The sequence below is a fragment of the Deinococcus gobiensis I-0 genome (assembly GCF_000252445.1).
GTDB classification, from domain to species: domain Bacteria; phylum Deinococcota; class Deinococci; order Deinococcales; family Deinococcaceae; genus Deinococcus; species Deinococcus gobiensis.
In genome coordinates this window covers 1,879,699-1,905,339 of sequence record NC_017790.1, presented here as the reverse complement: position 1 = coordinate 1,905,339, position 25,641 = coordinate 1,879,699, and the positions used below count along the sequence as shown (strand labels likewise).

19 protein-coding genes are annotated in these 25,641 nt (G+C 70.5%); 6 read left to right on the top strand and 13 right to left on the bottom strand.

The genetic code is table 11. The features are described from left to right. Positions 1–79: 79 nt before the first annotated feature. Positions 80–1,585 carry a phospholipase D-like domain-containing protein gene (locus DGO_RS08950; protein WP_083847254.1) on the bottom strand — a complete coding sequence of 502 codons (1,506 nt, stop codon included), beginning with the start codon at positions 1,583–1,585 and terminating at the stop codon, positions 80–82. Between the two features lie 230 nt (positions 1,586–1,815). On the opposite strand from DGO_RS08950, the gene DGO_RS08945 reads away from it, so the two are divergent. From DGO_RS08945 to DGO_RS08930, 4 genes are all read left to right on the top strand, one after another. After that, positions 1,816–2,577, top strand: coding sequence for a shikimate dehydrogenase family protein (locus DGO_RS08945; RefSeq protein WP_014685176.1), 762 nt, complete (start codon positions 1,816–1,818; stop codon positions 2,575–2,577). A gap of 5 nt (positions 2,578–2,582) precedes the next feature. Beyond that, the gene (locus DGO_RS24630) at positions 2,583–6,005 is read left to right on the top strand and encodes a PAS domain S-box protein (protein WP_145975282.1); all 3,423 of its coding nucleotides are present in this window, start codon (positions 2,583–2,585) and stop codon (positions 6,003–6,005) included. Then, positions 6,005–7,216 (top strand): hybrid sensor histidine kinase/response regulator, encoded by a 1,212-nt coding sequence (locus DGO_RS08935; RefSeq protein ID WP_050920751.1) that lies wholly within the window; start codon positions 6,005–6,007, stop codon positions 7,214–7,216. The genes DGO_RS24630 and DGO_RS08935 overlap by 1 nt, the downstream gene beginning before the upstream one ends. A 94-nt stretch (positions 7,217–7,310) precedes the next feature. Beyond that, positions 7,311–7,709, top strand: a complete 399-nt coding sequence (locus tag DGO_RS08930; RefSeq protein ID WP_014685173.1) for an OsmC family protein — start codon at positions 7,311–7,313, stop codon at positions 7,707–7,709. 56 nt (positions 7,710–7,765) lie between these two features. On the opposite strand, the gene DGO_RS08925 is transcribed toward DGO_RS08930, so the two are convergent. The 3 genes from DGO_RS08925 to DGO_RS08915 all read right to left on the bottom strand — a co-directional run bounded on the left by DGO_RS08925 (position 7,766) and on the right by DGO_RS08915 (position 11,632). Beyond that, positions 7,766–8,335, bottom strand: coding sequence for a hypothetical protein (locus DGO_RS08925; protein ID WP_226991328.1), 570 nt, complete (start codon positions 8,333–8,335; stop codon positions 7,766–7,768). 116 nt (positions 8,336–8,451) lie between these two features. Then, positions 8,452–10,575 (bottom strand): TRAP transporter permease, encoded by a 2,124-nt coding sequence (locus tag DGO_RS08920; RefSeq protein WP_014685171.1) that lies wholly within the window; start codon positions 10,573–10,575, stop codon positions 8,452–8,454. An 88-nt stretch (positions 10,576–10,663) separates the two neighbouring features. Further along, entirely contained in the window at positions 10,664–11,632 is a 969-nt protein-coding gene (locus DGO_RS08915) for a TAXI family TRAP transporter solute-binding subunit (protein WP_014685170.1), read from the bottom strand. Between the two features lie 160 nt (positions 11,633–11,792). On the opposite strand from DGO_RS08915, the gene DGO_RS08910 reads away from it, so the two are divergent. Then, positions 11,793–12,584 carry an amino acid ABC transporter ATP-binding protein gene (locus DGO_RS08910; RefSeq protein ID WP_014685168.1) on the top strand — a complete coding sequence of 264 codons (792 nt, stop codon included), beginning with the start codon at positions 11,793–11,795 and terminating at the stop codon, positions 12,582–12,584. A gap of 165 nt (positions 12,585–12,749) precedes the next feature. Here DGO_RS08910 and DGO_RS08905 read toward each other — a convergent pair whose 3' ends face one another. The 4 genes from DGO_RS08905 to DGO_RS08890 form a co-directional block, all read right to left on the bottom strand. Beyond that, complete coding sequence (locus tag DGO_RS08905; RefSeq protein ID WP_050920750.1) at positions 12,750–14,015, bottom strand: MFS transporter; 1,266 nt, start codon at positions 14,013–14,015, stop codon at positions 12,750–12,752. A 61-nt stretch (positions 14,016–14,076) separates the two neighbouring features. Further along, positions 14,077–15,192 carry a M42 family metallopeptidase gene (locus DGO_RS08900; protein ID WP_050920749.1) on the bottom strand — a complete coding sequence of 372 codons (1,116 nt, stop codon included), beginning with the start codon at positions 15,190–15,192 and terminating at the stop codon, positions 14,077–14,079. Between the two features lie 9 nt (positions 15,193–15,201). After that, positions 15,202–16,200: an acetamidase/formamidase family protein gene (locus DGO_RS08895; protein WP_043801782.1), complete on the bottom strand. Its 999-nt coding sequence runs from the start codon at positions 16,198–16,200 to the stop codon at positions 15,202–15,204. A gap of 56 nt (positions 16,201–16,256) precedes the next feature. Next, the gene (locus DGO_RS08890) at positions 16,257–17,915 is read right to left on the bottom strand and encodes a chloride channel protein (protein WP_014685164.1); all 1,659 of its coding nucleotides are present in this window, start codon (positions 17,913–17,915) and stop codon (positions 16,257–16,259) included. Positions 17,916–17,990: 75 nt separating this feature from the next. Between DGO_RS08890 and DGO_RS08885 the strand changes: the two genes are divergently transcribed. Then, positions 17,991–18,521 (top strand): PH domain-containing protein, encoded by a 531-nt coding sequence (locus tag DGO_RS08885; RefSeq protein ID WP_014685163.1) that lies wholly within the window; start codon positions 17,991–17,993, stop codon positions 18,519–18,521. A 177-nt stretch (positions 18,522–18,698) separates the two neighbouring features. Here DGO_RS08885 and clpB read toward each other — a convergent pair whose 3' ends face one another. The 5 genes from clpB to DGO_RS08860 all read right to left on the bottom strand — a co-directional run bounded on the left by clpB (position 18,699) and on the right by DGO_RS08860 (position 25,610). Further along, positions 18,699–21,257 carry an ATP-dependent chaperone ClpB gene (gene clpB / locus DGO_RS08880; protein WP_014685162.1) on the bottom strand — a complete coding sequence of 853 codons (2,559 nt, stop codon included), beginning with the start codon at positions 21,255–21,257 and terminating at the stop codon, positions 18,699–18,701. Positions 21,258–21,676: 419 nt separating this feature from the next. Further along, complete coding sequence (locus DGO_RS08875; RefSeq protein WP_014685160.1) at positions 21,677–22,438, bottom strand: ABC transporter ATP-binding protein; 762 nt, start codon at positions 22,436–22,438, stop codon at positions 21,677–21,679. Further along, the gene (locus tag DGO_RS08870; RefSeq protein ID WP_014685159.1) at positions 22,431–23,234 is read right to left on the bottom strand and encodes an ABC transporter ATP-binding protein; all 804 of its coding nucleotides are present in this window, start codon (positions 23,232–23,234) and stop codon (positions 22,431–22,433) included. Before DGO_RS08870 ends, DGO_RS08875 begins: the two co-directional genes overlap by 8 nt. Continuing rightward, a complete protein-coding gene (locus tag DGO_RS08865) occupies positions 23,231–24,619 on the bottom strand; it encodes an ABC transporter permease subunit (RefSeq protein ID WP_043801778.1) in 1,389 nt (462 codons plus the stop codon). The genes DGO_RS08870 and DGO_RS08865 overlap by 4 nt, the downstream gene beginning before the upstream one ends. Position 24,620: 1 nt before the next feature. After that, entirely contained in the window at positions 24,621–25,610 is a 990-nt protein-coding gene (locus DGO_RS08860; protein ID WP_014685157.1) for a branched-chain amino acid ABC transporter permease, read from the bottom strand. Between the last annotated feature and the right edge of the window lie 31 nt (positions 25,611–25,641).

The window sequence follows — 25,641 nt, the reverse complement described above, 5'->3', positions numbered from 1 at the left end:
CCCAGTGTAGGCGGACCGGGGCGTGCGAAGTGGAAGGTGGGCGGGGCAGAGGCCGGACGGCCCCGAGGCCCGGCGCACCCTACCCGCGCCGCACGAAGCGCATCCACCACTCCTCCGGCACGGGCGTACTGTGACCGGCCCACAGGTCCTCGAAACTCGCCTGCTGCCCGGCCACCGCCGAGGGGTCGCTCGTGGCGATGAGCGCCTCGTTCAGGCCCAGCGGCCCCCACGAACTGAAATGGAAGTTGACGCTGCCCGCCATGACCAGTTCGCGGTCCAGGGTGACCGCCTTGCTGTGCAGCTTGAAATCCACGTAGCGGGCTTCGAACAGGGCGTCGAGCCCCCGCCGCCTCGCCTCGGCGCGCAGCAGGGCCACGCCGCTGCGGTTGGCGAAGGCCCCGTATCCGTAGTTCACGGTGAGGACGCGCACGTGGACCCCCCGCTCCATCGCGTCGAGCAGCGCCGCGAGATAGGGCGGAAAGGTCTCGCGCCCACAGCCGTCGGGATTCAGGTAGGCCAGCCAGCAGGACAGGTCCGGGCTGAAGTCGGCCTCCAGCAGGTCGATCTCCCGGCGGGCGGCCAGCAGCGCCGCCTGCTGGGCCTGGTCGGCCACGTCGCTGCCGGGGCGGCGGTAGAACACGAAGGCGCGGGCGTCGCCGGCCGGGGTGGCCGCGCGGGCCCTCGCCGGGTGCGCGGGCGGGTCGGACTCGTCCAGGGCGCAGCGGGCTTCGACCTCGGCCGCCGCCACGTCGGCGGGGCAGCGGAGCTGGCGGGAGTGCCGCCACAGGTCGTCGAAGGCGGCGACGGCGTCCTGGGCGACGGGGCCGCGCATCCGCAGGCCCAGGTCGTGCAGGCCGCGTCCGCCGTTCTCGCCGTCGGGCAGGTGGGTGTCGGCGAAGTTGTAGCCCTCGACCGTCACGTCCTCCCCGTCGATGACGTGCAGCTTGGCGTGGCTGTGCGGAAAAAATCCGTAGTCGAGCACCGACACGTGCCAGTCGAGCGCCGCGTCTTCCAGCGGCACACCCAGCGCGCGCAGGTCGCGGGCGAGGCTCAGGACCTGGGTCATGCCGTCGGGGCGCGTGAAGTCGGGGTAGCCGCCCATCACCACGCGCACGCGCATGCCCTGCGGATAGGTGGCCGGGTCGGCGCGGACCCGCGCGTACAGGTCCCGCACCGCCGAGGCGAAGGTATAGCCCGGGCTGGCCTGGCCCCCTGCGCCCTGGCCGCCCTGCCACTCCATGCTGGTCAGCAGGACCTCGCGCCGCGCCCCGCGCACCTGCTGCGCGATGACCTCGAAGGCGTCCTGCGGCGTGCCGGGGCCGCGCGGCGTGCGCAGGTAGCCCACGAAGGCGTTGTCGCAGCTCAGGTCCGGGCGGTCGTCGGCGGTCGCCACGCGCCACAGCGCCAGTTCCAGCGGGCGTGTGGGGGGCGCGCAGATCGGGGCGATCAGGGGCGCCGCCGCCGCGACCGGCCCCAGGCCGAGCGGAAAGACCGCCGCGCTCGCCGGTCCTGCAAGGCCCCCTGCCAGAGCGCAGGCCCCCGCGACGGCCGCCCTCCATCTCAAGCCGGACCCGGAACGCCACATGCCGTCAGCATAGAGGGTGACTGAACGGAAGGTCAGCTTGTTGTCTCCACCGTTTCTTGGGGAGAGGGCGGGGGCGCAGGGGGGGCGAATGTGGGCGGCCTGCACATCTTCCCAAGGGGCGGGCCGGGCCGGGCCGCTATGCTGGGAGCGTGAGTTCCCCCGGTGTTCCGGTGCGGGCCTGGCGCGCTTTCCTGTACGCCGACCCCGCCGCCCATTCTCTCTCGCCGCAGATGCACGCGGCGGCCTTCGCGGCGGCCGGCTGGCCCGGAACCTACGAGGCCCGCCGGGTCGCCCCCCAGGACCTGCCGGCGGCCATCGCCGACCTGCGCGCGCCGGACGTGCTGGGAGCCAACCTCAGCCTGCCGCACAAGGAGGCCGCGCTGGCCCTGCTCGACGGCCTCAGTCCGGCCGCGCGGGCCATCGGGGCCGTGAACACCGTCGTCCACCGGGAGGGCCGCCTCCTGGGGGACAATACCGACGCGCCCGGTCTGCTGGCGGCGCTCGACGGGGCCGGCGCGCCTGCTGGGGGCCTGAGCGTGGTGCTGGGCGCGGGCGGCGCGGCGCGGGCGGCCGTGTACGCGCTGCGTTCGCGTGGGCAGGAGGTCGTGGTCGTGAACCGTACGCCCGGGCGCGCCGCCGCCCTGACGCGCGACCTGGGCGGACAGGCCCTGAGCGCCGCCGAGGTGCCCTGGGCACGGGTCGGGCTGCTGGTCAACGCCAGCAGCGCCGGTCTGGGCGATCCGCAGGCCAGCCCCCTGACCCCCCTGCCCGCGCTGGCTGCGGGAGCGCTGGTGTACGACATGGTCTACAAGCCCACCGAAACCCGGCTCATGCGTGAGGCCCGCGCCGCCGGGGTGCGCGCCGAGAACGGGCTGGGCATGCTGGCGCATCAGGCCCGGCTGGCCTTCACCGCCTGGACGGGCGCGCAGGTGCCGGCGGCGGTGTTCCTGGTGGCGCTGGCCGGCGGGGTACAGGTGCCCCCCCGGCTGTGAACACCATGCGGGACCGGCTGAGTCCCGGACGGCTGGTCGACCGTTGGTCGCGCGCCCTGCCCCTGACGGTCATGCTGCTGATGCTGCTGCTCTCGGGCGGGCTGGCACTCGTGGCCTCGCGCTTCACGCACGAGCAGCAGCGGGTGCGTTTCGAGCGCGAGGTCAGCGCGCACGCCTCGGCGCTGCGCCAGCGGGTGAGCGACTTCGACAAGCTGCTTCAGGCGACCCGCGCCTTCTGGCTCACGGGCAACACCGACGTGACCCCGGCCGCCTTCGCCCGTTTCTCCGAGGAACTCAACCTGCGCCGGCGCTACCCCGACGTTCAGGCCCTGGGCTACGCCGCCTGGGTGCCCAGCGGCGACACCGCCCCCCTCGAAACCCTGCTGGGCAGCCTGGGCCAGTCCGGGTTCCGTGTCCGGCCCCAGACCACCTCGGCGGGGCCGCGCGCGCCCGTCGTGCTGATCGCGCCCGACACGGCCCAGAACGAGCCCGTACTGGGCTTCGACCTGTATTCGGAGGCCCACCGCCGCTCGGCCCTGACCCGCGCGCAGCGTTCGGGCGAGTTCCAGACCACGCTGCCCATCACGCTGGCGACGCCCGATTCGGCCGGGCGGCCTCTGCGGGGGCTGCTGCTGGTGTTGCCGGTGTGGCGGCCCGACCTCGTGGGAACGGGGGGAACGGGGGGAACGGGACAGGCGGCCGGCCAGAGCCGGGACCAAAGCTCGGCGGGCGTGCTGACCGGCTTTATCTACGTGGCGGTGCGTGCCGATATCTTCCTGGCGTCGCTGGGCAGCGCCTACCGTGAGCCGGGGATCCGCTCGCGCCTCGTCATGGGGGGGCAGCCGCTGGTGACGGGCGCGGCCCCCACCGGCGAATTCCGGATGCAGGAGCGCGCCACGCTCGCCGGGCTGGACTGGACGACCACCTACGCCGCCCCCGCCAGCTTCGGGCGCGACATCTTCGGCTTCTCGCCCGTCCTGATCTTCTTGATGGGGATGTTGCTCGCGGGTCTGTCCTTCCGGCTCACGCAGGCGCAGGTGCGCGCGCGCGAGCAGGCCGAGGCGGCCAACCGCGACCTGCGCGAGGCCCAGGTGCGGCAGGCCCGCGCCTACGCCGAACTGGAGGCCATCTTCCAGTCGATGCAGGACGCGGCGGCCTTCACCGACGGTCAGGGGCTGGTGCGCACCGTGAACCGCGCGCTGGCCCAGCAGTTCGGCTACGGCGACACCGAGCTGCTGGGCCAGCCCCTCAGCGCGCTGCACCTCGACCGCCGCCTGGACAAGCGCAGCACCTTCCAGTCGGTCACGACGCCCTACGCGCGGCGGGACGGCAGCCGTTTCTACGGCGAGGCCCAGCGCACCGAGGTCCGCAGCCCGGCGGGCGAGCTGCTGGGGCTGCTGGAGGTGATCCGCGACGTAAGCGAGCGCGTGGGGGCCGAGCAGGCGCTCCAGGCGGCCGGTAAGCGCTCGCAGGCCGTGCTGGACGCCATTCCGCACGTGGTGTGGGTCAGCGAGCCGGGCGGGGCGCTCACCTACGAGAACGTGCAGCACCGCCGCCGTCTGGGCACCGATTCGCTGCGCTCGCGGGTCCATCCGCAGGACCGCGCCGCCTACGAGCAGATGTGGCGCGACGCCTACGCCCTCCAGGCTCCCTCGGAGAGCGAGGTGCGGCTGCGGGTCGCGGGTCCGGGGCGTGCGGGGCCGCAGAACCTGCGCGACCGCTGGTTCGAGCTGCGGGTCGCGCCGCTGCTGAACGACCAGGGCGAAGTGCGCGAGTGGGTCGCGAGCGCCACCGACATCCACGACCGCCTGCTGGCCGAGCGCCTCGCGCAGCGCAACGAGGAGCGCTACCGGGGCGTCATCGAGGGGATGCCGCAGATCGTGTGGCTCACCGACCCGCAGGGTGTGCCCACCTACTTCAACCGCCGCTGGGAGGAATACGTGGGGGCCGGGCGCGCGCCCCAGGGCCTGCTGCCCACGCTGCACCCCGACGACCGGAGCGACTACCAGCGCCGCTGGATGGCGGCCATCCGGGCCGGGCAGGCCTTCGAGGCCGAGCACCGGCTGCTGGGCGAGGACGGCAGCTACCGGACCTTCGTGACACGCGGGCTGCCGGTGCGCGACGCGGCGGGCCAGATCATCGAGTGGGTGGGCACGAGTACCGACGTGGACGACAGCGTCTATGCCGAAAACGCCGCGCGGCTGCTGGCCGACGTCTCCGAGGAACTGACCGCCCGGGTCAACGACCCGCTCGCCGCGCGCGCGGACAAGTACCGCACGGTCATGAATCTGGTCACCGACCGCCAGATGGTCGCCGCCGGCATGTGGACCCTGCCGGCCCTCGACCTGCTGGTGTCCTCGCGCACCGGCACCGACTGGGGGGCCCCGCCCCTGATGGACGCGGTACGGCGCGTGGCCGGGCGGGCCGCCGAGCGCGAGGACCCGGAGTACCTGACGGACGAGGCGCTGCTGTCGGCGGCCGGCGTGGCGGGGCTGGTCCTGTGCCCCCTGACCGGCCTGGACGGCACGCTGCGCGGCGTGCTCGGGCTGGCCTACCGCCATGCCCTGCGCGACCGGGACCACGAACTCGTCCAGGAGCTGTGCAAGCGGCTCTCGACCGCGCTCGACAACGACGCCCTGAGGGAACGCGCGGTGGCCGCCCAGCGCGAGCTGCGCGCCCTGAACCTCTCGCTGGAGGAACGGGTGCATCGCCGCACCCTGGAGCTGGAGGAGGCCAACCGCGAGCTGGAGGCCTTCAGCTACTCGGTGAGCCACGACCTGCGCACGCCGCTGCGGCACATCCTGGGCTTCAGCGAGATGCTGGGCAAGGACGCCGGAGCGGCCCTGTCGCCCAAGGGGCAGCGCTACCTGACCGTCATCTCCGACGCGGCCGGGCGCATGAGCGGCCTGATCGACAGCCTGCTGGAGTTCTCGCGTATGGGCCGCACGCCGCTGCGCCAGACCCCGGTCGCGCTGGGCGAGCTGGTGCGGGGGGCGTGGGCCAACCTCGATCCCGACCGCCAGGGCCGGCAGGTCACGCTGGACCTGGGCGAGCTGCCGACCGTACCCGGCGACGCCGCGCTGCTCGATCTCGTCTTCCAGAACCTGCTGTCCAACGCGATCAAGTACAGCCGGGGCCGCCCCGAGGCGCGCGTCACCGTGCGCGCGCACGAGGCGCCGGACGGCGTCCGGGTGACAGTGAGCGACAACGGCGTGGGCTTCGATCCCAAATACGCGGATAAACTGTTCGGCGTGTTTCAACGCCTTCACCGCGCCGAAGACTTCGAGGGGACCGGGATCGGTCTGGCGAACGTGCGCCGCATCGTGACCCGCCACGGCGGCACCGTGGGGGCCGAGTCGCTGCCCGGCGAGGGGGCCACCTTCTGGATCACCCTACCGCTCGCCCCCCGCTCTCAGGAGACCCGCTGATGTCCGACCTCGCTCCCTTTCCCCTGATCTCTGCGGCGACGCCGGGTCCGATCTCTATCCTGCACCTCGAAGACAGCGAACTCGACCACGAGCTCGTCGTCATGCATCTGGAGGGCGACCTGCCCTGGCCGGTCGTGATCGAGCGCGTGGAGGCCGAGGACACCTTTCTGGCGGCCCTGCGCGAGCGCCCGCCGCACATCGTCCTGAGCGACTTCGCGCTGCCCGGCTACAACGGCCTGAGTGCCTTCAGGAGTGCCCACGAGCTGTATCCCAACCTGCCCTTCATCATCGTGACGGGCGCGATGGGCGAGGAGGTGGCGGTAGATACGCTGCGCCAGGGCGTGACCGACTACATCCTCAAGCAGCGCCTGGAGCGGCTGGCCCCCAGCGTGCGCCGCGCCCTGGCCGAGGCCGAGGGGCAGGCGTCGCGCGAACGGGCCGAGCAGTCGGTGCGCGACCTGAACCAGAGCCTTCAGGCCCGGCTGCTGGAGGTCGAGCGGCTGCGCAACACCGCCGAGCGCCAGAGCCAGCGCCTGGAGGTGCAGGCCCGGCAGCTCGAAGAGGCCCTGAACCTCCAGAAGACCTTCCTGGCCGAGACCAGCCACGAGCTGCGCACCCCCCTGACCGCCCTGCTGGGCTACCTGCGCCGCGCCGACCGCGAGGTGGGCGGCTCGCAGGTCGTGCAGGACGCGCAGCGCGTCGCCGAGAACATGACCCGGCTGGTCAACGACCTGCTCCAGCTCTCGCGCGGCGAACTCGTGCAGAGCATCGAGATGCACTACATGAACATCGGGAACCTGCTGCGGCAGGTGGGGCGCGACTACGGCGTGCAGGCCGATGTGCCCGACACCGAGATCGTGGGCGATCCGGGGCGGCTGACGCAGGTGTTCGTGAACCTCGTGACCAACGCGGTGCGCGTCAGCGGGGGCGCCGACAAGGTGCGGCTCGAACTGAACGTGCGGGCCGGCGAGGTCGAGGTGGACGTGGTGGACTCCGGTCCCGGCGTGCCCGACGCGGTCAAGCCGCGCATCTTCGACAAGTTCTACCGGGGCAAGGAGGCGGGGTCGGCCGGGCTGGGCCTGACCATCGCCCAGCAGGTCGTGACCTCGCATGGCGGGCGCATCGACGTGCTGGACACGCCGGGCGGGGGGGCCACCTTCCGCGTGCGCCTGCCGCTGCCCGACGAGGAGGGGGACGAGGAGTTCGCGTAAACGGCAGAAGTGGAACAGTGAACATGTGGGGGGCCGGTCCGAAACCTGGGCAGGCTCCCATGTCGGCCCCGCGCCCTGCGCTAGCCTGATCACCATGAAAAAGACCCTGAACGTCACCTGGCTCGGCGAGCAGCGCTATCTGGGCGTAAGCGAGAGCGGGCATCAGCTCCTGATCGACAACAGCCCCGTCAAGGTGGGCGTGTCCCCGATGGAGGCCCTGCTGGGCGCGCTCGCCACCTGCACCGCCTACGACGTGGTCGAGGTGATGAAAAAGCGCCGCACGCCCCTGAGCGCCTACCGTATCGAGGTCGAGGGCGAGCGGGCCGACACCGATCCCAAGCGCTACACCCACATCACTGTGCGCCACATCGCCAGCGGCGAGGGCGTGACCGAGGAGATGCTGAGCAAGGCCGCGCACCTGAGCCACGAAAAATACTGCTCGGTCGCCGCGAGCCTGAACAGCGAAATTTCTCTCGAAACGCGCGTCGAGTAAGGCAGTAGGAAAGGGCCGCCTCTGGTCGGAGGCGGCCCTTCTGACGCCCTGCCGGTTTACTGGCAGTCGACGACCGGAATCGAGTATCCGCTGGTCAGCACGTTGCTCGCCAGGCCGAAGGCGTCGAGGCCCTGGGCGCGCACGTAGGTGTAGCCCTTGATGTCCACGGCAGTGATGGGATTGACCACGATGGCCTGCGCCGACAGCGAGGACTTGGTGGCGAGCGGAGCCATCGCGGCGCCCAGCGAGTAGGTCGCGGTCCCGCTGCCGCTGGTGTCCACCACCGAATAGGGGTAGACGCTGATGTTGCGGTAGGTGTCGCTGTTCACGCCGCGCAGCTGCAAGCCGAGCTTGCTCAGGCCGCCGGTCCAGGTCAGGTCCACCGAGATGTCGGTGTTGGTGTTGTCGCAGATGATGTAGGTGCCGGCGGTCAGGGTCCGGCCGGACTGGTCCTGCACGTTGCTGCTGAGCTGCCAGCTCGTGCGGTAGTTCGTGAGGCTGTTGAGTTGCAGGTTCGTCGATTGGCCGTCACCGTAGTATCCGCCGCCCACGCCCACCACGACCGAGCCGCCACAGCTCGCCAGTACACCGCTCAGTCCCATCGCCGCCAGAAGCACCTTTTTCATGCCTCTCACTGTGCCGGGCCAAGCTGACCCGCGTGTGACTTTGTTCTTGATCTTTTGTGAGGACACAGCAAATACGCCGCCTCCCCCCATAGGGAAGCGGCGCGGGAAAGGAGGAGTCAGGCCGCGCTGGGCATCGGCGCAGGCGGCTCGCGGCGGCTCCCGGCTTTCTGCCAGAAGTAGACGGCGGCCATGAGAGCGACTGCCCCCAGGTTGACCAGCACGCTGGTCGGGATGATGAGAATGAACGACGCGGCCAGCAGCAGCAGGGTCTGCACCGGGTTGGTGCGGCGGTGGAAGAAGCGCAGGGTGGCGGCCCCGAAGGCGACCAGGCCGATGAAGGCGAACAGCACCATCGGAATGGCCTCGGCCAGTGGCAGCCCGCCCAGCCGCCCGCCCGCGATCAGGAGCAGTTGCGGGTTGAAGAACATCATGTAGGCCAGCAGCGCTGTGCGCAGCTCGTACTGGAAGGCCTGCACCCCGGTCTTGACCGGGTCGCCGCCCGAGATGGCGGCCGCCGCGAAGGCCGCCAGGGCCACCGGGGGCGTGCTGTCGGCCATGATGCCGAAGTAGAAGACGAACATGTGGACCGGCAGCATCTCGGCCGGATTGCCGGTATCCAGACCCGCGATGCGCGCGATGATCGGCACGATCAGGGCCGACATCAGGATGTAGTTGGCGGTGGTGGGCAGGCCCATCCCCAGGATCAGGGCGATGAGCTGACCCAGCACGAGCACGACCAGAATCCGCAGGAAGTCGTTGGTGAACAACGCCGCGACCGCCTCGACCACGTCGGCCAGCCCGAAGCCCAGCCCCGTGATGGTCACGATGCCCACGATGATCCCGGCGGCGGCCGTGGCGATGGCGATGCCGATCATGCTGCGCGCGCCCGCCTCGAAGGACTCGACCAGTTTGCGGCCTCCGTCCAGCAGGCTGCGGCCCGGCGTGCGGCCGTCCCGGCGGCCCCAGAAGAGCTCCTGAACGAACATCATCACGACCATCAAGAGGATCGTGTTCAGGGCGACGCGCTCGGGGTTGGCCTCGGGATTGGCGGTCAGCACGCCGATCAGGTAGACCAGCGGAATGAGGTAATACCAGCCCTGAAGCAGCGTCTGGCGCAGCCGGGGCAGTTCCGAGCGGGGCAGGCCGCGCAGTCCCAGCTTGAGGGCCTCGATGTGCGAGACCACCAGCAGCGCCGCGTAGCACAGGAAGGCCGGAATGGCCGCCGCCAGGATCAGCGAGCGGTATTCGATGTTCAGGTTCTGCGCCATGATGAAGGCCGCCGCGCCCATGACGGGCGGCATGAGCTGGCCGTTGCTGGAGCTGGCGACCTCGATGGCCCCGGCCTTCTCGCGGCTGTAGCCGGTGCGGATCATGGTGCCGATGGTGATGTTGCCGCCCGTGACGACGTTGCTCACCGCCGAGCCGGAGATGATGCCGTTCAGGGCGCTGCTCATGATGCTGGCCTTGGCCGCTCCGCCCCGGAAGGACCCCAGCAGGCTCTGGGCCACGCGCATGAACCAGTCGCCCGCCCCGAGCTTGTCGAACACCGCGCCGAACAGCACGAACAGGAAGACGATCTGTGCCGAGACGCCGATGGCCGTGCCGAAGATCCCTTCGGTGTTGGTGGCGAGCTGCCCGATGAGCTGCGGCCAGGTATAGCCGCCGTGGAAGGGGGTCTGGATGGCCGGGATCAGGCCGCGCGCGCCCATGAAGGCGAACAGGATGAAGGCCACCGAGATCAGGGGCATGGCGATGCCCAGCGTGCGCCAGGCGGCGAGCAGCAGCAGCACGACCAGCGCGCTCCCGGCCCACAGGTCCAGCGGCACGTCGGCGCGGATGCCGCCGTTGCCCGCGATGTTGGCGTATTCGATGAAGAAGTACAGGGCGCTGCCGGTGGCGACCGCCCCCAGACCCCAGTCAGACCAGGGCACGCGTGTCTGCGGCCTGCCCGGCGTCTTGCGGAACGGAAAGACGAGGTAGGCCAGCGCGAAGGCGAAGGCCAGGTGGATCGAGCGCTGCGTCGTGGGGACGATGGTGCCCACGTAGGCCGAGTACATCTGGAACAGGCACCACGCCAGGGCGATCAGGGTGACCAGCCCGGCCTGCGCGCCGAAGAGTTTGCGCCCGCCCGTCTCGGCGGCCTCGACCATCTCGATGGCGCGCTTTTCGCCCTCGGTCATCTCGGTGCCGGGCGGGGTCAGGCTGGGATCGCTGGATATTGGGCGTGTGGGGTCGCTCACGTCGTCCTCATGTCTGGGAGAAGAAGGCGGGGCCAGTCGCACGCGGTCTGGGCGACTGGCCCCGGACGGTCCGGCGCGGGGCCGGGACTTACTTGACGTTCAGGCCCTGTTCCTTCCAGAACTTCACGGCGCCGGGGTGCAGCGGGGCGGGCACGCCTTTGACGGCCGAGGCGTTGCTGAAGCTGGTGTTCAGGGCGGGGTGGATCGCCTTGACACTGGCCGTGTTGGCGAAGATCGCCTTCATGGCCTTGTAGACGGTGTCGTCGCTCACCGAGCTGCTGGCCACCAGGGTCGCCTGCACCGCCACGCCGGGTACGGTCGCGCCGACGCCCTTGTAGCTCTTGGCCGGAATGTTGTAGCGCACGTAGAAGGGGTACTTCTTGATGAGGGCCGAGGCCTGGTTGCCCGCGACCGGCACGAGGCTGACGTCCACCGTCTGGGCGATCTGCGAGATGGCGCTGGCGCCCACGCCGACCGTATAGAACAGCGCGTCGGCGCGCTTGTCCTGCATCAGGCTGATGCCCTGGGCAGGCGAGACGCGCAGGGCCTGACCCAGGTCCTCGAACTTCAGGCCGTAGGCCTCGAGGACCTGCCGGGCGGTCTGTTCGGTGCCCGAGCCCAGGTCCCCGATAACCACGCGCTTGCCTTTCAGGTCGGCGATCGAGCTGATCTTCGCGTCCTTGCGGGCGATGACGTGCAGCACTTCGGGGTACAGCACGGCCAGGGTGCGCACCTTGTTGTTGGCCTTGCCCTCGAAGGCCTGGATGCCGCTGCCCTTGTATGAGTAGAAGGCGATGTCGTTCTGCACGATCGCCATATCCAGCTCGCCGGTCGCCAGGGCGTTCATGTTGAACACGCTGCCGCCGGTGCTGCGGGCGTTGGCGCGCACGCCGGTGCCCGCGTCGTTGACCATCTTGGCCATGCCGGTCGCCACCGGAAAGTACACGCCGGTCGTGCTGCCCGAACCGATGGTCAGGAAAGCGTTGCCCTGCGCGAGGGCCACCCCCAGGGTAAGCAGGGCCAGCGCGGCCCCGGTGACAGGAATCAGTTTCTTCATGTACGCCTCCTTGTCATATGCCAGGTCTGCACCCCCAAAAAGGCTGGACCAGGCTGTGTGGAATGCCGTAGCCTAACATGAAGTTAAGGGCCAGATGAAAAAGGCTGCCCGGACGACACCGCCCTGACCCGCCGCGCGCACAACCTGTACACTGCCCGCCATGACTGCCGCGCAACCCACCCCAGACCGCGTTTCCCGCTCCGCGCCGGGCCAGGGCGCGCCCGTCGTGATCGAGGCGCGTGGGGTAGAGAAGCACTTCGGGAGCTTCCACGCCCTGCGCGGCGTGAGTCTCCAGGTCCGTCAAGGCGAGGTCGTCGTCGTCATCGGTCCCTCCGGCAGCGGCAAGTCCACCTTCATCCGCACCCTCAACGCCCTGGACCCCCACGACGCCGGCACCATCGCCATCGACGGCCTGCCCCTCCAGGGCGCCAGGAATCTCGACGCCGTCCGCCGCGAGGTCGGCATGGTCTTCCAGAGCTTCAACCTCTTTCCCCACCTCACCGTCCTCGACAACATCACCCTCGCCCCCACCCGCGTGCGCCGCACCGGCAAGGCCGAGGCCGAGCGCCGGGGCCTGGAACTGCTGCGCCGCGTGGGCATCGAGGAGCAGGCGCACAAGTACCCCGCGCAGCTCTCGGGCGGGCAGCAGCAGCGCGTGGCGATCGCCCGGGCGCTGGCGATGGACCCCAAGATCATGCTGTTCGACGAGCCGACCTCGGCGCTGGACCCGGAGATGATCAAGGAAGTGCTGGACGTGATGAAGGAACTGGCGCGAAGCGGGATGACGATGCTGGTGGTGACGCACGAGATGGGCTTCGCGCGGGAGGTGGCGGACCGGATCCTGTTCTTCGACCAGGGCAACATCGTGGAGGACACGACGCCCGAAGCCTTCTACACCCACCCCCAGCACGACCGCGCCAAGCAGTTCCTCAGCAAGATCCTCGGCCACTAGGCCCGTCGCAGTTGATCTCCGGATCAGCCGAGCGGAGCGAGCAGCGAAAAAAAGACGTCGCAGCAGGAATGGAGTGCTCCCGCTGCGACGTCTTTTTAAAAAATCGGAATGAAGATTGCGACGTCGCTGTGGCCGGGCGAGGGTCCGGACCCCATTTCACCCGGTTCAGGCGTCGCGCCGCAGTTTGCCGCACCACCACCACGCGGCGGCGCACAGTACGGCACTCAGGGCAAAGACCGGCGTGTAGCCGGCGCGGTCGGCGATCAATCCACCCACGACCGGCGTGAACAGGGCCGCGCCGACGAGCGTGTTCAGCGTGCCGATGTAGCGGCTGCGCGCGCCGTCGGGGGCGATGTTGAGCAGGTGGTTGGTGTGGCCCAGATTGAAGCCCTGCGCCGCCACGCTCGTCAGGATGAACACGCCCAGGTAGGCCCAGGCCCCGAGGTGCAGCGCCCCCACCGCGAAGGCCCACAGCGGCGCGAGGCCATAGAAGACGCTCGCGTAGCGGATGATCCGGCGCGAGCCCTTGCGTTCGGCCACGCGCTGCCATACCACGTTCGACAGCGGCGCGGCGGCCGTCAGCGCCATCACGAAGGCCCCCAGGACCGCCGCCGGAAAGTGCAGGGCGCGCAGGGCATAGACCGCGAAGAAGGGTTCGCTCATGCTGGCCCCCGCCAGCAGCAGCCGCACGGTCAGGAAGGCCCGGAAGTGCGGGTCGCGCAGCGTCTCCGGGATGGCGCGCAGCTCGCCCCGGAAGCCCTGCGGGGGCAGGGGTGGGTCGGGCGGCTCGGTCACCAGCCCGAAGACCCAGTAGCCGAAGGTATAGGCGACGGTGCCCAGCGCGAACAGCAGCGCGTAGTTGAGCGGAAAGGCGAGGTCCGACCCCAGCACCGCGCGCACGACCAGCCCCGCCCCGAAGGCCAGCAGCCCGCCGTACAGGTTGCGCGTGCCGAAAAAGCGTGGGCGGCGGTCCGGCGAGACCGTCTTGCTCACCACCTCCAGAAAGGGCAGGCCCGCCACGCCCGAGGCCAGGGCGTTGGCGAGCATCGCCAGCACGAACAGGGTCAGGCACAGGGCCGGCTGGTCGGCCAGGAAGGCGGCGATCAGGACCATCGAGACGTAGGTCGCCGCCCGGATGAAGGCGGCCGAGCGGTACACCGGCAGCTTGTAGGGCGCACTCCGGACCCGCGCGGCGATCAGGAGCTGCGGCAGCATCCAGCCGCCCCCGGCGATGGCCGGCAGCAGCCCGATGACCCAGTTGGGGGCGCCCAGCCGCGCCGCGAAGCCCGAGATGACCACCGAGACGTTCAGGAACCCGTCGCCCGCGAACACCGCCCACCCGTTGAGGATGCCCAGCCGCTCGTTGCGGTCCCAGCTGCGCCGGGGGGCAGCGGGTTCGGGCAGGGCGGGCGGTGCGTCGGGAACAGGCATGGCCCGCCCAGGCTAGGGCACGTGCGCGCCGGGCGTCTGTTCCACAGGGACGGGGGCGGGTTCAGGGCGTAGGCAGGAAATCCAGCGGCGTCTCCGGCAGGTCGTGCATGAAGCCCAGCAGCAGGGCCTGCGCCGCCTCCAGGTCGCGGCGGTCGAGCACCTCGACGGGGCTGTGGGTGTAACGGTTGGTGACCGACACGGCCCCGGTCGGCACGCCGAGGTATTGCAGCGCGCCCGCGTCGGTGCCGATGCCTTTGAGGAGTTCGTGTTGCACCGGCAGGTCTCGGGTCTGCGCGGCACGCAGGAGCCCCCGCCGCACCGCCGGGTGGGCCAGGGTCGAGAAATCCATGACCTTGACGGTCGGGCCGGCCCCCAGCCGCAGCGTGGGCGCACCGAGTTCGGGGGTGTCGTCGGCGGCCGTCATGTCCAGGGCCAGGGCCACGTCCGGGGTCTGCCCGGCCGGCAGGGCGCGGGCGAGGACCTGCGCGCCGCGCAGCCCGACCTCCTCCTGCACCGAGAAGGCGGCGACGAGCGTGACGGGGGGCCGGGCGTCGCCGCTGAAGCCCGCGAGCAGCGCCAGCAGCACCGCGCAGCCCGCCCGGTCGTCCAGGGCGTGGGCGGTGTAGCGTCCGCTGTTCCGGCCCAGCTCGGTCAGCTCGCCGGCGAAACCCACCGGGTCGCCGGGCCGCACGCCCATCGCGGCGGCCTCGCCGGCGCTGCGGGCGCCGATGTCCACGTACAGCTGCGCGTAGGGCGTGACGCTCGCGCGGTCGGCGTCGGTCAGCAGGTGCGCGCTCTTGGTGCCGATCACACCCGGAATCCGGCCCTCCTCGGTGCGCACCCACACGCGCTGGGCCGGCAGAATCCGGTCGTCGCTGCCGCCCACCTTTTCCAGGCGCAGGGTGCCGCCCTCGTCCACGCGCCGCACCCGGAAGCCGATCTCGTCCATGTGCGCGCAGATCAGCAGCCGCCGCGCCGAGGGGTCGGCGGCGCGGCGCACCGCGACCACGTTGCCCACCGCGTCCACGCTCAGCTCGTCGGCGTGGGGCCGGGCGAGCTCCAGCACGCGCCGGGCCACGTCCTCCTCGCTGCCGCTGGGGCCGGTGACCTCCACGAGCTGGCGCAGATACTCCATGACGGGCGAGAAATCGCCGGACACTGCTTCTGGGTTGTTCATGGCCCTGTTCTAGCGCGCGAAGAGGCCCTGGGGCAGCAGGGCGCTCACGGTGTAGTGCGGCGCGTCCACGATCTGGCTGACGCGCAGGTCCACACAGGCACTCGCCAGGATGTACGCGTCCGTGAACCCCAGGCCGTATTCCTCGCCGAGGTGCGCGAGCATGCCGCGCAGGGCGTGGCGGGCGGCCTCCAGCAGCTCGGGGGCGTGCCCGGTGGTCACGTAGGCTCCGGCGCTCCACAGCGGGGTCGGCTCGGGCGGCGTGCGCAGCTCCGGCATGGTGAGGGCGCGCCCCCGCCGCAGTCCCAGGCGCACCGTGACCTCGCCGTCGGTCTCGATGCCGGTGCCCGACACCTCGCCGTCGCCCTGCGCGGCGTGCACGTCCCCCACGCTCAGCAGCGCGCCGGGCACCTCGACCGGCAGGTACAGCGTGCTGCCGGCCACGAGTTGCCGCACGTCCATGTTGCCGCCCACCTGCCGGGGCGGCGCGGTGGGGTGCGGCCCCGGCGCGGCGGGCGCGACCCCGATCACGCCGGGAAAGGGCGCCAGCGGCAGCCGCGCCCGGAAGCCGGAGGCCAGAAAGTCAGTGTGGGTGCCCGCCCGCAGGTCCCAGAAGTGGGTATGCGCGCCCGGCACCTCGTCGTCGAGCAGGCCGATGCCGCCGGGCCGGCAGCCGGTCCAGCCCCAGTCGCCGGTACGGACCTCCAGCAGTTCGACCACCAGCGTGTCGCCGGGCCGCGCGCCCTCGACATACACGGGGCCGGTGAGGGGGTGGCCCGGCTGGCCGCCCGTAAGTGGCCCAGGCGCAGAGGCCCCCGCCGCGATCAGGGCACGCAGGTCGTCAGGCAGGTCCAGCCCGCCGGCCGCCACCTGCCGGGCCACGCGGCCGTAGGAGGCGTCCAGCGTTCCGAAACGCACGGTATCGCCGGGCGCGGCGTGCAGGGCCGGGGGCAGCGCCGCGTCCCAGACGGTGTGGACAGCTCCGGCGGCCTTCAGGTGGTGTTCGGGCATGGCGGAGTGTAGCGCGCTCCCGGGGGTTGCCGGCCCCGCCCGGTGGCCGGCCAGGGTCAGGCGCCGGGCAGCCGCAGCACGCCTTCGAGCGCCGCGTAGGCGTCGGGGCGGGCCAGAAACACCAGTTCGTCCTCGGGGGTCAGGCGCAGTTCGGCGTGGGGCAGGCGCACGCTGCCGTCGCGCACGATGCCCACGACCTCCACTCCCGGCGGCAGTGCCAGCAGCCGCACCCGCGCGCCGCGCCAGCTCGCCGGGACGGCGCGGCGGTACAGCTCGGGTTCGTTGCTGGGAGCGGCCACCGCCATGTCAGTGCCGGCGGCCAGCTCGGCGGGGGCGTCGTAGGGGATGCCCGGGGTGTCGGGGGCGTCGGCGTTCCGGCGGGCCAGATAGCGCACCGTGGCCGGCAGCGCGGCGAAGGTGGGCGGCATGTGGACCCGGCTGCGTGCCCGCGAGATGGCCTGACCGGGCAGCAGTCCGCTTTCGCCGCTCAGCAGGTGGGCGGTGCCTGCGGCGAGAAGGGCGACGGGCAGCAGGGCCTCGCCGCCCCAGGCCACGACGAGCAGCGAGGCGCCGACCGGGGCGTTCAGGGTGACGGCCAGGAAGGCCGCCGACCCGACCAGCGCCGCGACCGCCACGTCCAGCCCCAGCAGCCCCCCCAGGGTGGCCCCCAGCAGCCCGCCCGTCGCCACCGACGGGAAGATGCCGCCCCCGAAGGCCAGGCGCGCGCCCAGGGCCAGCAGGGCCCAGCGCCACAGCCCCGCGCCCGCCGCGTCCGGCCCCAGGAAACCGCTCACGCCCAGTTGCAGCCAGCCGGTGCCGTCGCCCAGCACGGCGGGCGTGCTCAGGTACGCCAGCGCCGCCGTGAGCAGCCCGAACACCCCGCCCAGCAGCGGCCGTGCCCAGCCGTCACTCCACTGCGCGGGCAGCAGCCGGGCCGCGCGCAGCAGCAGCCAGCCAGACAGCACCACGCCCAGCACCACGCCGACCAGGGCGGGCAGCTGTGCCAGGGCCGGCACCTGCACGTCGGGCACGCTGAGCAGCGGCGAGAAGCCAAAGCCCAGGCCGTACACCGCGTAGGCTACGACCGCCGCGAGCACGCAGGGCATCAGCGCCTCCACCTCGAACTCGAAGCGGCGGTACAGCACCTCGGCGATCAAGACCGCCGCCGCGAGGGGCGCGTGCAGCACGGCTCCCAGACCCGCCGCCGCGCCCGCCAGGGTCAGGGTGCGGGTCTCGACCGCGTCGAGCCGGGTCACGCGCCCCAGCAGCCGGGTGCCCATCTGGCCCAGCATGGTGAAGGCCGAGTCGCGCCCGACGAGCAGCCCCGCGCTGTAGGCCGCCGCCGTGCCCGCCAGGGTGCGCAGCCCCGCGCGCAGGCCCGGCCAGCTTCCCCCGCTGTGGTAGCCGCGTACGAGCTGCGTGAGGGGCGCGCCGGGTTCGGCGGGGACCAGCCACGCGTACAGCGCCCCCACGAAGGGCAGGAACAGCAGGCCCCAGGGCAGCGCGTCCCCGAAGGCCATGAGCAGCCCGCCTTCACCGGGGGTGCCGGGGGGCGCGTAGCCGGTGAGCATCGCGCCCAGGGGATGCAGGGCGTCGAGCGCGAGGCGCAGCAGGATACACAGCCCGCCTACCAGCAGGCCGAGCAGCACGCTCAACACCACGACGCGGCCCGATTCGAGCCGGGTGAGCACCGCGCGGGGCAGGGGAGAACGCATCGTGCGCCATCCTAGAGCATCGGCCGCCGCGGGGGCCCTGCCGCCCGGTCCGGCCCCTGCGGCTAGAGTGACGGCGTGTCTGCCGTCTCCGTTCCCCTCGCGCGCGAAAAGAATGCGGGGCTGCGCGCCCTGCTGGTCCTGGCGGCCCTGTTGCTGCTGGGCGGGACGTGGCTGCCGCTGGGCGATCCGCTGCCGTGGCCGCTGCGCTGGCTGTTCACGGTCCTGGCGGGCGGCGTCGTGTGGCTGATGGTGGCGATGCCGCGCAGCCTGGGCTATGTCCTGACCGACGAAGGCCTGCGCGTACAGCGGATGTCGGGGACCCTCACCTGGCCCTACGCCGACCTGAAGGTCCTGTCCCCGGCCGGGCGACTGGGCCTGAAGGTCGGTGGCGTGGGGGTGCCCGGCTACTACAGCGGCAACTATTCCTGGCAAAGCCCCTCCGGTGAAGTGGGGCCGCGATTCGTGCAGGCGCTCGCCTCGGCCCGGCAGGGCGGGGTGCTGCTCGCGGTCCGGCAGAGACCCTACTACCTGACCCCTGCCGACCCGCAGGCCTTCGAGACTGCCCTTCTGGCGCGGGGGGTGTGCCGGGGGAAGGCCGGGGAGTAGGCCAGAAGGCGGGGGGGACGGGTTCCGGGCAGGCCCGCTGCTCTCCTCTCGCCGGCCCTGGCCTGAACGGCCCGTAGGGCATCTCCCGGACGGCGTATTCCCGGGCGGCGCGGCCAGCCCACGAAAAACCCCTCCGTCAAGGAGGGGCTTTCGGTGTCCGGGGCTGCGGCCTGGGGCTCAGTTCAGCGCGCCGGTCGAGAAGCTGAAGCCTCCGTCGCCGTAGTCCACGTTCAGCACGCTGCCGTCGGGGACACGGCCACTCAGGATCTCGCGGGCCAGCGGCGTCTCGATCTCGCGGGCGATCGCGCGCTTCAGGGGACGCGCCCCGAAGGCCGGGTCGTAACCGATCTCGGCGAGCTTGTTCTTGGCGCCGTCCGACAGGTGCAGCGTCACGCGGCGCTCGGTGAGGCGGCGGCGCAGGCCCCCCATCTGGATGTCCACGATCTTGCGCAGGTCGGCCGCGCTCAGCGCGTCGAACACGACGATGTCGTCCACGCGGTTCAGGAACTCGGGGCGGAAGTGGCCCTGCAACTCGCCCAGCACGGCCTCGCGGATCTCGGCGGCGTCCTCGCCGCGGGCCTGCATCTCCAGGATCAGCGGCGAGCCGATGTTGCTCGTGAGGATGATCAGCGTGTTGCGGAAGTCCACCGTGCGGCCCTGCCCGTCGGTGAGGCGGCCGTCGTCGAGCACCTGAAGCAGCACGTTGAACACGTCCGGGTGCGCCTTCTCGATCTCGTCGAGCAGCAGCACGCTGTAGGGGCGGCGGCGCACGGCCTCGGTGAGCTGGCCGCCTTCCTCGTAGCCCACGTATCCGGGAGGCGCCCCGATCAGGCGGGCCACCGTGTGCTTTTCCATGTACTCGGACATGTCCAGGCGCACCATCGCCTCGCTGCTGTCGAACAGGTACTCGGCCAGCGCCTTGGCCAGCTCGGTCTTGCCCACCCCGGTCGGTCCCAGGAACATGAAGCTGCCCAGCGGGCGGTTCGGGTCGTTCAGGCCGGCGCGCGCGCGGCGGATGGCGTCGCTGACGCTGACAATCGCCCGGTCCTGCCCGATCACGCGGGCGTGGAGCTGCTCTTCGAGGTGCAGCAGCTTCTCGCGCTCGCCCTCCATGAGCTTGTTCACGGGGATGCCGGTCCAGCGGCTCACGACGGCGGCGATGTCCTCGTCGGTCACTTCGAGGTGCGCGAACTCGGCGCCCTTGAGCTTGCGCTCCAGCTCGGTCACGTCCTTTTCCAGGGCGGGCAGCTTGCCGTATTCCAGCTCGGCGGCGAGTTGCAGGTCGTAGTCGCGCCGGGCCTTCTCGATCTCGGTGCGTACGGCGTCCAGGGCCTCGCGCTTCTCGCGCAGCGCGGCGACCTCCTTGCGCTCGGCCTCCCAGCGGCTGCGGACCTCGTTCAGCTCGTCGGTGATGTTGCGCAGCCCGCCCTCGATGTCCAGCAGGCGATTCTGCGAGTCCACGTCCTTCTCGCGCCTCAATGCCTCGCGCTCGATCTCCAGTTGCAGCTTGCGCCGCGAGAGCTGGTCGATGCGCTCGGGGCTCGATTCCAGCGCCATGCGCAGGCGCGCGGCCGACTCGTCGATGAGGTCGATGGCCTTGTCGGGCAGCTGGCGGTCGCTGATGTAGCGGTGCGAGAGCTGCGCGGCGGCCACGAGCGCCGGGTCGGTGATCTCGACGTTGTGGTGGACCTGGTAGCGCTCCTTGATGCCGCGCAGGATGCTGATGGTGTCCTCGACGCTCGGCTCGTCCACGAACACGGGCTGGAAGCGGCGTTCCAGCGCCGGGTCCTTCTCGATCTCGCGGTACTCGTCCAGGGTCGTCGCGCCGATGAGGTGCAGCTCGCCGCGCGCCAGCGCCGGCTTGAGCATGTTGCCCGCGTCGGGCGAGCCCTCGGTCTTGCCCGCGCCGACGATCGTGTGGATCTCGTCCACGAACAGGATGATCTCGCCCTGGGACTGCACGACCTCGTCGATCACCCCCTTGAGGCGCTCCTCGAACTCGCCCCGGAACTTGGCGCCCGCAAGCAGACTGCCCATCTCCAGCGACACGATGCGTTTGTTCTTCAGGCCCTCGGGCACGTCGCCCTTCACGATGCGGATGGCGAGGCCCTCGGCGATCGCCGTCTTGCCCACGCCGGGTTCCCCGATCAGGACCGGGTTGTTCTTGGTGCGCCGCAGCAGGATCTGCATGGCGCGCCGGATTTCCTCGTCGCGGCCGATGACGGGGTCGAACTTGCCGTCGCGGGCGCGCTGGGTCAGGTCGGTGCCGTACTTGTTCAGGGCGTCGAACTGCTGTTCACTCGTCTTGTTGGTCACGGTTTTTCCTTTCCGCGCCTCTGTCACCGCGCGGTTGAGACTCGTCTCGTCGGGCAGGCCCTTGCCCCGGTACTCGCCGCGCGCCGAGAGCAGCAGGGCGTCGGCGGCCACGAAGGAGTCGCCCAGTTGCCCGGCCAGCGTGTCGGCCTTCTGAAAGGCGCGGCTCAGCGCCGGGTCCAGGTAGAGCTGCTCGCCGCCGCCCTGCACGCGCGGCAACTTGGCGATCTCGGCGTCCAGCACGGCGCGGATCTTCGGCAGGTCGCCCCCGGCCCCGGTCAGGGCGCGCGCGGCCGTCTCGTTGTCGGTCAGGGCGCGCAGGAGGTGGAAAACGGTCAGGTTCTGTTGCTGGTTCTGTACGGCGAGCTGCTGCGCGGCCGCGATGGCCTGCGTACTCGCCTCGGTAAAGCGTTCGGGATTCAAGAAGGAAACCTCCAGGCAGGAAGAGGGGCGGTCACGATCACTGCCCCCATTCTGAAACTTGAGTGCATCTATGTCAAGTTTATTGAGGCTTTATCTTGGTGGTCTGAAGCGCATTTGAGCTGGACCCTGGATTTTCCGATCCGAAGGGAGGACGGGGTCAGGGTGATGTTCCGCTGCATTGGATTCAAGGGTTCGCTATCTGGGCCGCCGGAAACTGGAGCAGATGCCGGCTGGCCCTGTCACTGGGAACTAGCGGGAGGGGTCGCCTGGCAGGGCCGCAAGTCCTTGTCTGGCGAGGTGGCGCAGATGGGCGGCAGGCAAGGACCCCGCCCCCGGCTGCTGGGCGCGGCGACGCACACCTGACAGGCCATAAAAAAGCCGGGGCGTTCAAGCCCCGGCTCCATGTCCGACCTGGGTGCCTACTCGTCGCCCAGGTACGCCTTGCGCACGCTCTCGTCGGCGGCGATGTCGGCCGCCGCGCCCGAGAGCTTGATCTCGCCGGTCTGGAGGACGTAGGCGCGGTGCGCGATGCCCAGCGCCATCGAGGCGTTCTGCTCGACGAGCAGGATGGTCGTGCCGCGTTCCTTGTTCAGCCGCTCGACGATGTCGAAGATGGCTTCCACGAACAGGGGCGACAGGCCCATCGAGGGCTCGTCGAGGAGCAGCAGCTTGGGCGCCACCATCAGCGCGCGGGCGATCGCCAGCATCTGCTGTTCACCGCCCGACATCGTGCCGCCAAGCTGGTTCTCGCGCTCGCGCAGGCGCGGGAACAGGTTGAAGCCCTCCTCGATGCGCTCGGCGATCACCTTGCGGTCGCGCACGGTGTAGGCGCCGACCTCCAGGTTCTCGCGCACCGAGAGCTGCGGGAAGATGCGCCGGCCTTCGGGCACGTGGCTCATGCCGCGCTGCATGATCGTGTAGGCGGGCACGCCGGTCACGTTCTGGCCCTGGTAGGTCACCGTGCCGGTCTTGGGCTTCATCATGCCGCTGATGGTGCGCAGCGTGGTCGTCTTGCCCGCGCCGTTGCCGCCGATCAGGGCCACGATCTCGCCGGGGTTCACGGTCATGTTCAGGCCCTTGAGGGCGTGGATCTGGCCGTAGTAGGTGTGGATGTCGCTCAGTTCCAGCAGCGGCGCGCCGCCGGTCGCTGCCGGGCGGGGCATGGTCATCGGATCAGACATTCGGACCGGCCTCCTTGCCGTACTCGCCGGCCGCCGCGCCGCGACCCAGATAGGCCTCCATCACGGCGGGGTCGTTGCGGACCTCGTGGGGGCGGCCCTCGCTCAGCTTGCTGCCGTAGTTCAGCACCGTGATGTTCTCCGACAGGGTCATGACCAGGCGCATGTCGTGCTCGATCAGGACCACCGTTACCCCCAGGTCGTCGCGGATGCGCCGGATCAGGGCCTTGAGGTCCTCGGTCTCGCGCGGGTTCATGCCGGCGGCCGGCTCGTCGAGCAGCACCAGCCGGGGCGTGGTCGCCAGTGCGCGCGCGATCTCCAGCTTGCGCTGGTCGCCGTAGGGCAGGCTGGTCGCCAGTTCGTTGCGCCACTTGCTCAGGCCCACGAAGTCCAGCATGATCCGCGCCGTGTCGCGCGCTTCCTGCTCGTCACGCTTGAAACGTCCGCTGCGCAGCACGGCGTCCCAGTATCCCGACTTCAGCCGCACGCCCCGCCCCAGCATGATGTTTTCCTCGGCGGTCATGCTCGGGAACAGGCGGATGTTCTGGAAGGTGCGCGAGATGCCCGCGTCCACCACCTGGTCGGGCCGCAGCCCCAGCAGGTTGCGTCCGCCCAGGGTGATGCTGCCCTTGTCGGGGGTGTAGATCCCGGTGATGAGGTTGAAGAAGGTCGTCTTGCCCGCGCCGTTGGGCCCGATCACGCTGATGATGCCGCGCTCGGGTACCTGGAAGGTCACGTCGTTGACGGCCGTCAGACCGCCGAAGGTCTTGGTCATGCCCTGAACGTCAAGCAGGCTCATCGTTCACTCCCCGTCCGCTCGTTCTCTCCGCGTGTGCTGAAGCCCGGCGACAGCACCTCGGACGTGCCGGCTTGCAGGGCGTTGTCGGCTTCCAGGCTGTCGGGCGGCGGGTCGTCGTCCTGGTGCATCTCGGCCTGGCGGCGGGCGCTGGGCAGCAGGCCCTCGGGGCGGTAGAGCATCATCAGCACGAGCACCAGACCGAAGATCAGGCGCTGGTACTTGCTGGGGTCGAGGTTGGGGTTGATGTTGGGGAAGCTGCCCTGAAGTACCTCGCTGATGGTCGGCAGGATCATCAGGTTGAGCATGGTCACGACGACCGCGCCCAGCAGCACCCCGGCGATGTTGCCCATGCCGCCCAGAATCACCATGCTCAGCACGCCGATCGATTGGAAGTAGTCGAAGCTCTTGGGATCGATGAAGGTCTGCTTGGCCGCGAAGATCACGCCCATCGCGCCCGCAAAGGACGCGCCCGAGGCGAAGGCCAGCAGCTTGGTGCGCAGCAGCGGCACGCCCATCGCCTGCGCGGCGACCTCGTCCTCGCGGATGGCGATCCACGAGCGGCCGATCTTCGAGCGGTCAAGGCGGTAGTTCACCAGGATCACGATGCCGATCACGATCAGCACCAGGATGTACAGGAAGAACAGGCGGTACTGGTCGGGCGCGAAGCCCAGGGTGCCGGCCAGCGAGTTGAGCCACGGCACGGGCGCGCTCTCGATGGCGTCGATGCCCTGCGGCCCGTTGGTCACGTCGAGGTTGTTGGCGAAGATGCGGATCACTTCACCCAGGCCCAGCGTCACGATGGCGAGGTAATCCCCCTTGAGCTTGAGCACCGGCAGGCCGATGAGCACGCCCACGAGCGCCGCCGCCAGCACGCCCAGCGGAATGAACAGCCAGAAGAAGTTGGCGTTGATGCCGGTGGCGAAAGCCGCGTTGCCGCTCACCTCCGCGAACTGCGGGCTGCCGAACACGCCCCACAGGTACGCCCCCACGGCGAAGAAGGCGATGTACCCCAGGTCGAGCAGGCCCGCGAGGCCCACCACGATGTTCAGTCCCAGGGCCAGCGCCCCGAAGATGAGCATCTGGATCACCAGATCGAAATAGGAGGTGTTGTCGCGGCCCATGAAGGGCAGCACGAACACGATGCCCAGCGCGAACACGGCCGTCTTGGCCCAGGGCGCGGCGCGCCACTGGTAGGCGAAGAGCAGCGAGAGTAGGAAGGCCCCGAACAGCACGGGCTGGAGCAGCCGGGCCGGGCCGTCGGCGACGGAGCCGCGCAGGAAGATGAGCAGGGCGGCCGTGACGGCGGCGTAGCCCAGCAGCGGCCAGGTGCGGTCGGCCCCCTGGGGACCGCGCCGAAAAGGGTTGTTGGCGGGAAGCGTCGTCATGTTACACCTTCTCCGCGGCCGAGCGGCCCAGCAGACCGGCCGGCTTGAGGAACAGAATCAGGATCAGGGCCAGGAAGGCGCCCAGGTCCTTGTACTCGGCCTTGATGGCCCCCAGCCAGTGCAGGCCCGGCACCGAGCTGAACAGGCTGATGACCCCCAGCAGCGTTTCGAGCCACCCCAGCACCAGCCCCCCCAGCACCGCGCCGGGAATGCTGCCGATGCCGCCCAGCACCGCCGCCGTGAAGGCTTTGATGCCCGGCAGCGTGCCGCTGTAGGCGTTCAGGGCCTGGTACTTCATGGCGAACATCACGCCGCCCAGACCGCCCAGCGCGCCCCCGATGAGGAAGGTCAGGCTGATGATGCGGTTGGCGTCGATGCCCATGAGGCCCGAGGTCTGGCGGTCGTGGGCTACGGCGCGGATCGCGCGCCCGAGCTGCGTGCGGTTGACGAGCAGGTTCAGCCCGATGAGCATCACCACGGCCACCACGATCAGGATCAGGTCCTTGACCTGGAGGTTGAGCAGTGAGATGTCCAGACCGAACAGCGACGAGATCGGATTGCCGAAGCCCTGCGGCAGCGGCACGCTCAGGTCGAACTGCCCGCGCAGGCCCACCAGGAAGCGCAGGAGGTCTTGCAGGATCAGCGAGACGCCGATGGCCGTGATCAGCGGCACGAGCCGCTGCGCGCCCCGCAGGGGCCGGTAGGCCAGGCGCTCGATGATCACGTTGAGCAGGCCCGAGACGGCCATGGCCGCGATACAGGCGAGCAGCAGCTTGAGATAGCCGTTCATGCTGGACGCCTTGACAGCGTCGAAGACCAGGAACCCGACGATGCCTCCGGCGATGAACACTTCACTGTGCGCGAAGTTGATGAGCTGGAGCACGCCGTACACCATCGTGTAGCCCAGCGCGATGATGGCGTACAGCACGCCGAGGCTCAGGCCGCCGACGAGTACCTGCAACAGCACGGTTCCGAAAGTTTGAAAGTCCACAAATCACCCACCAATCGACAAGGCCAGAAAC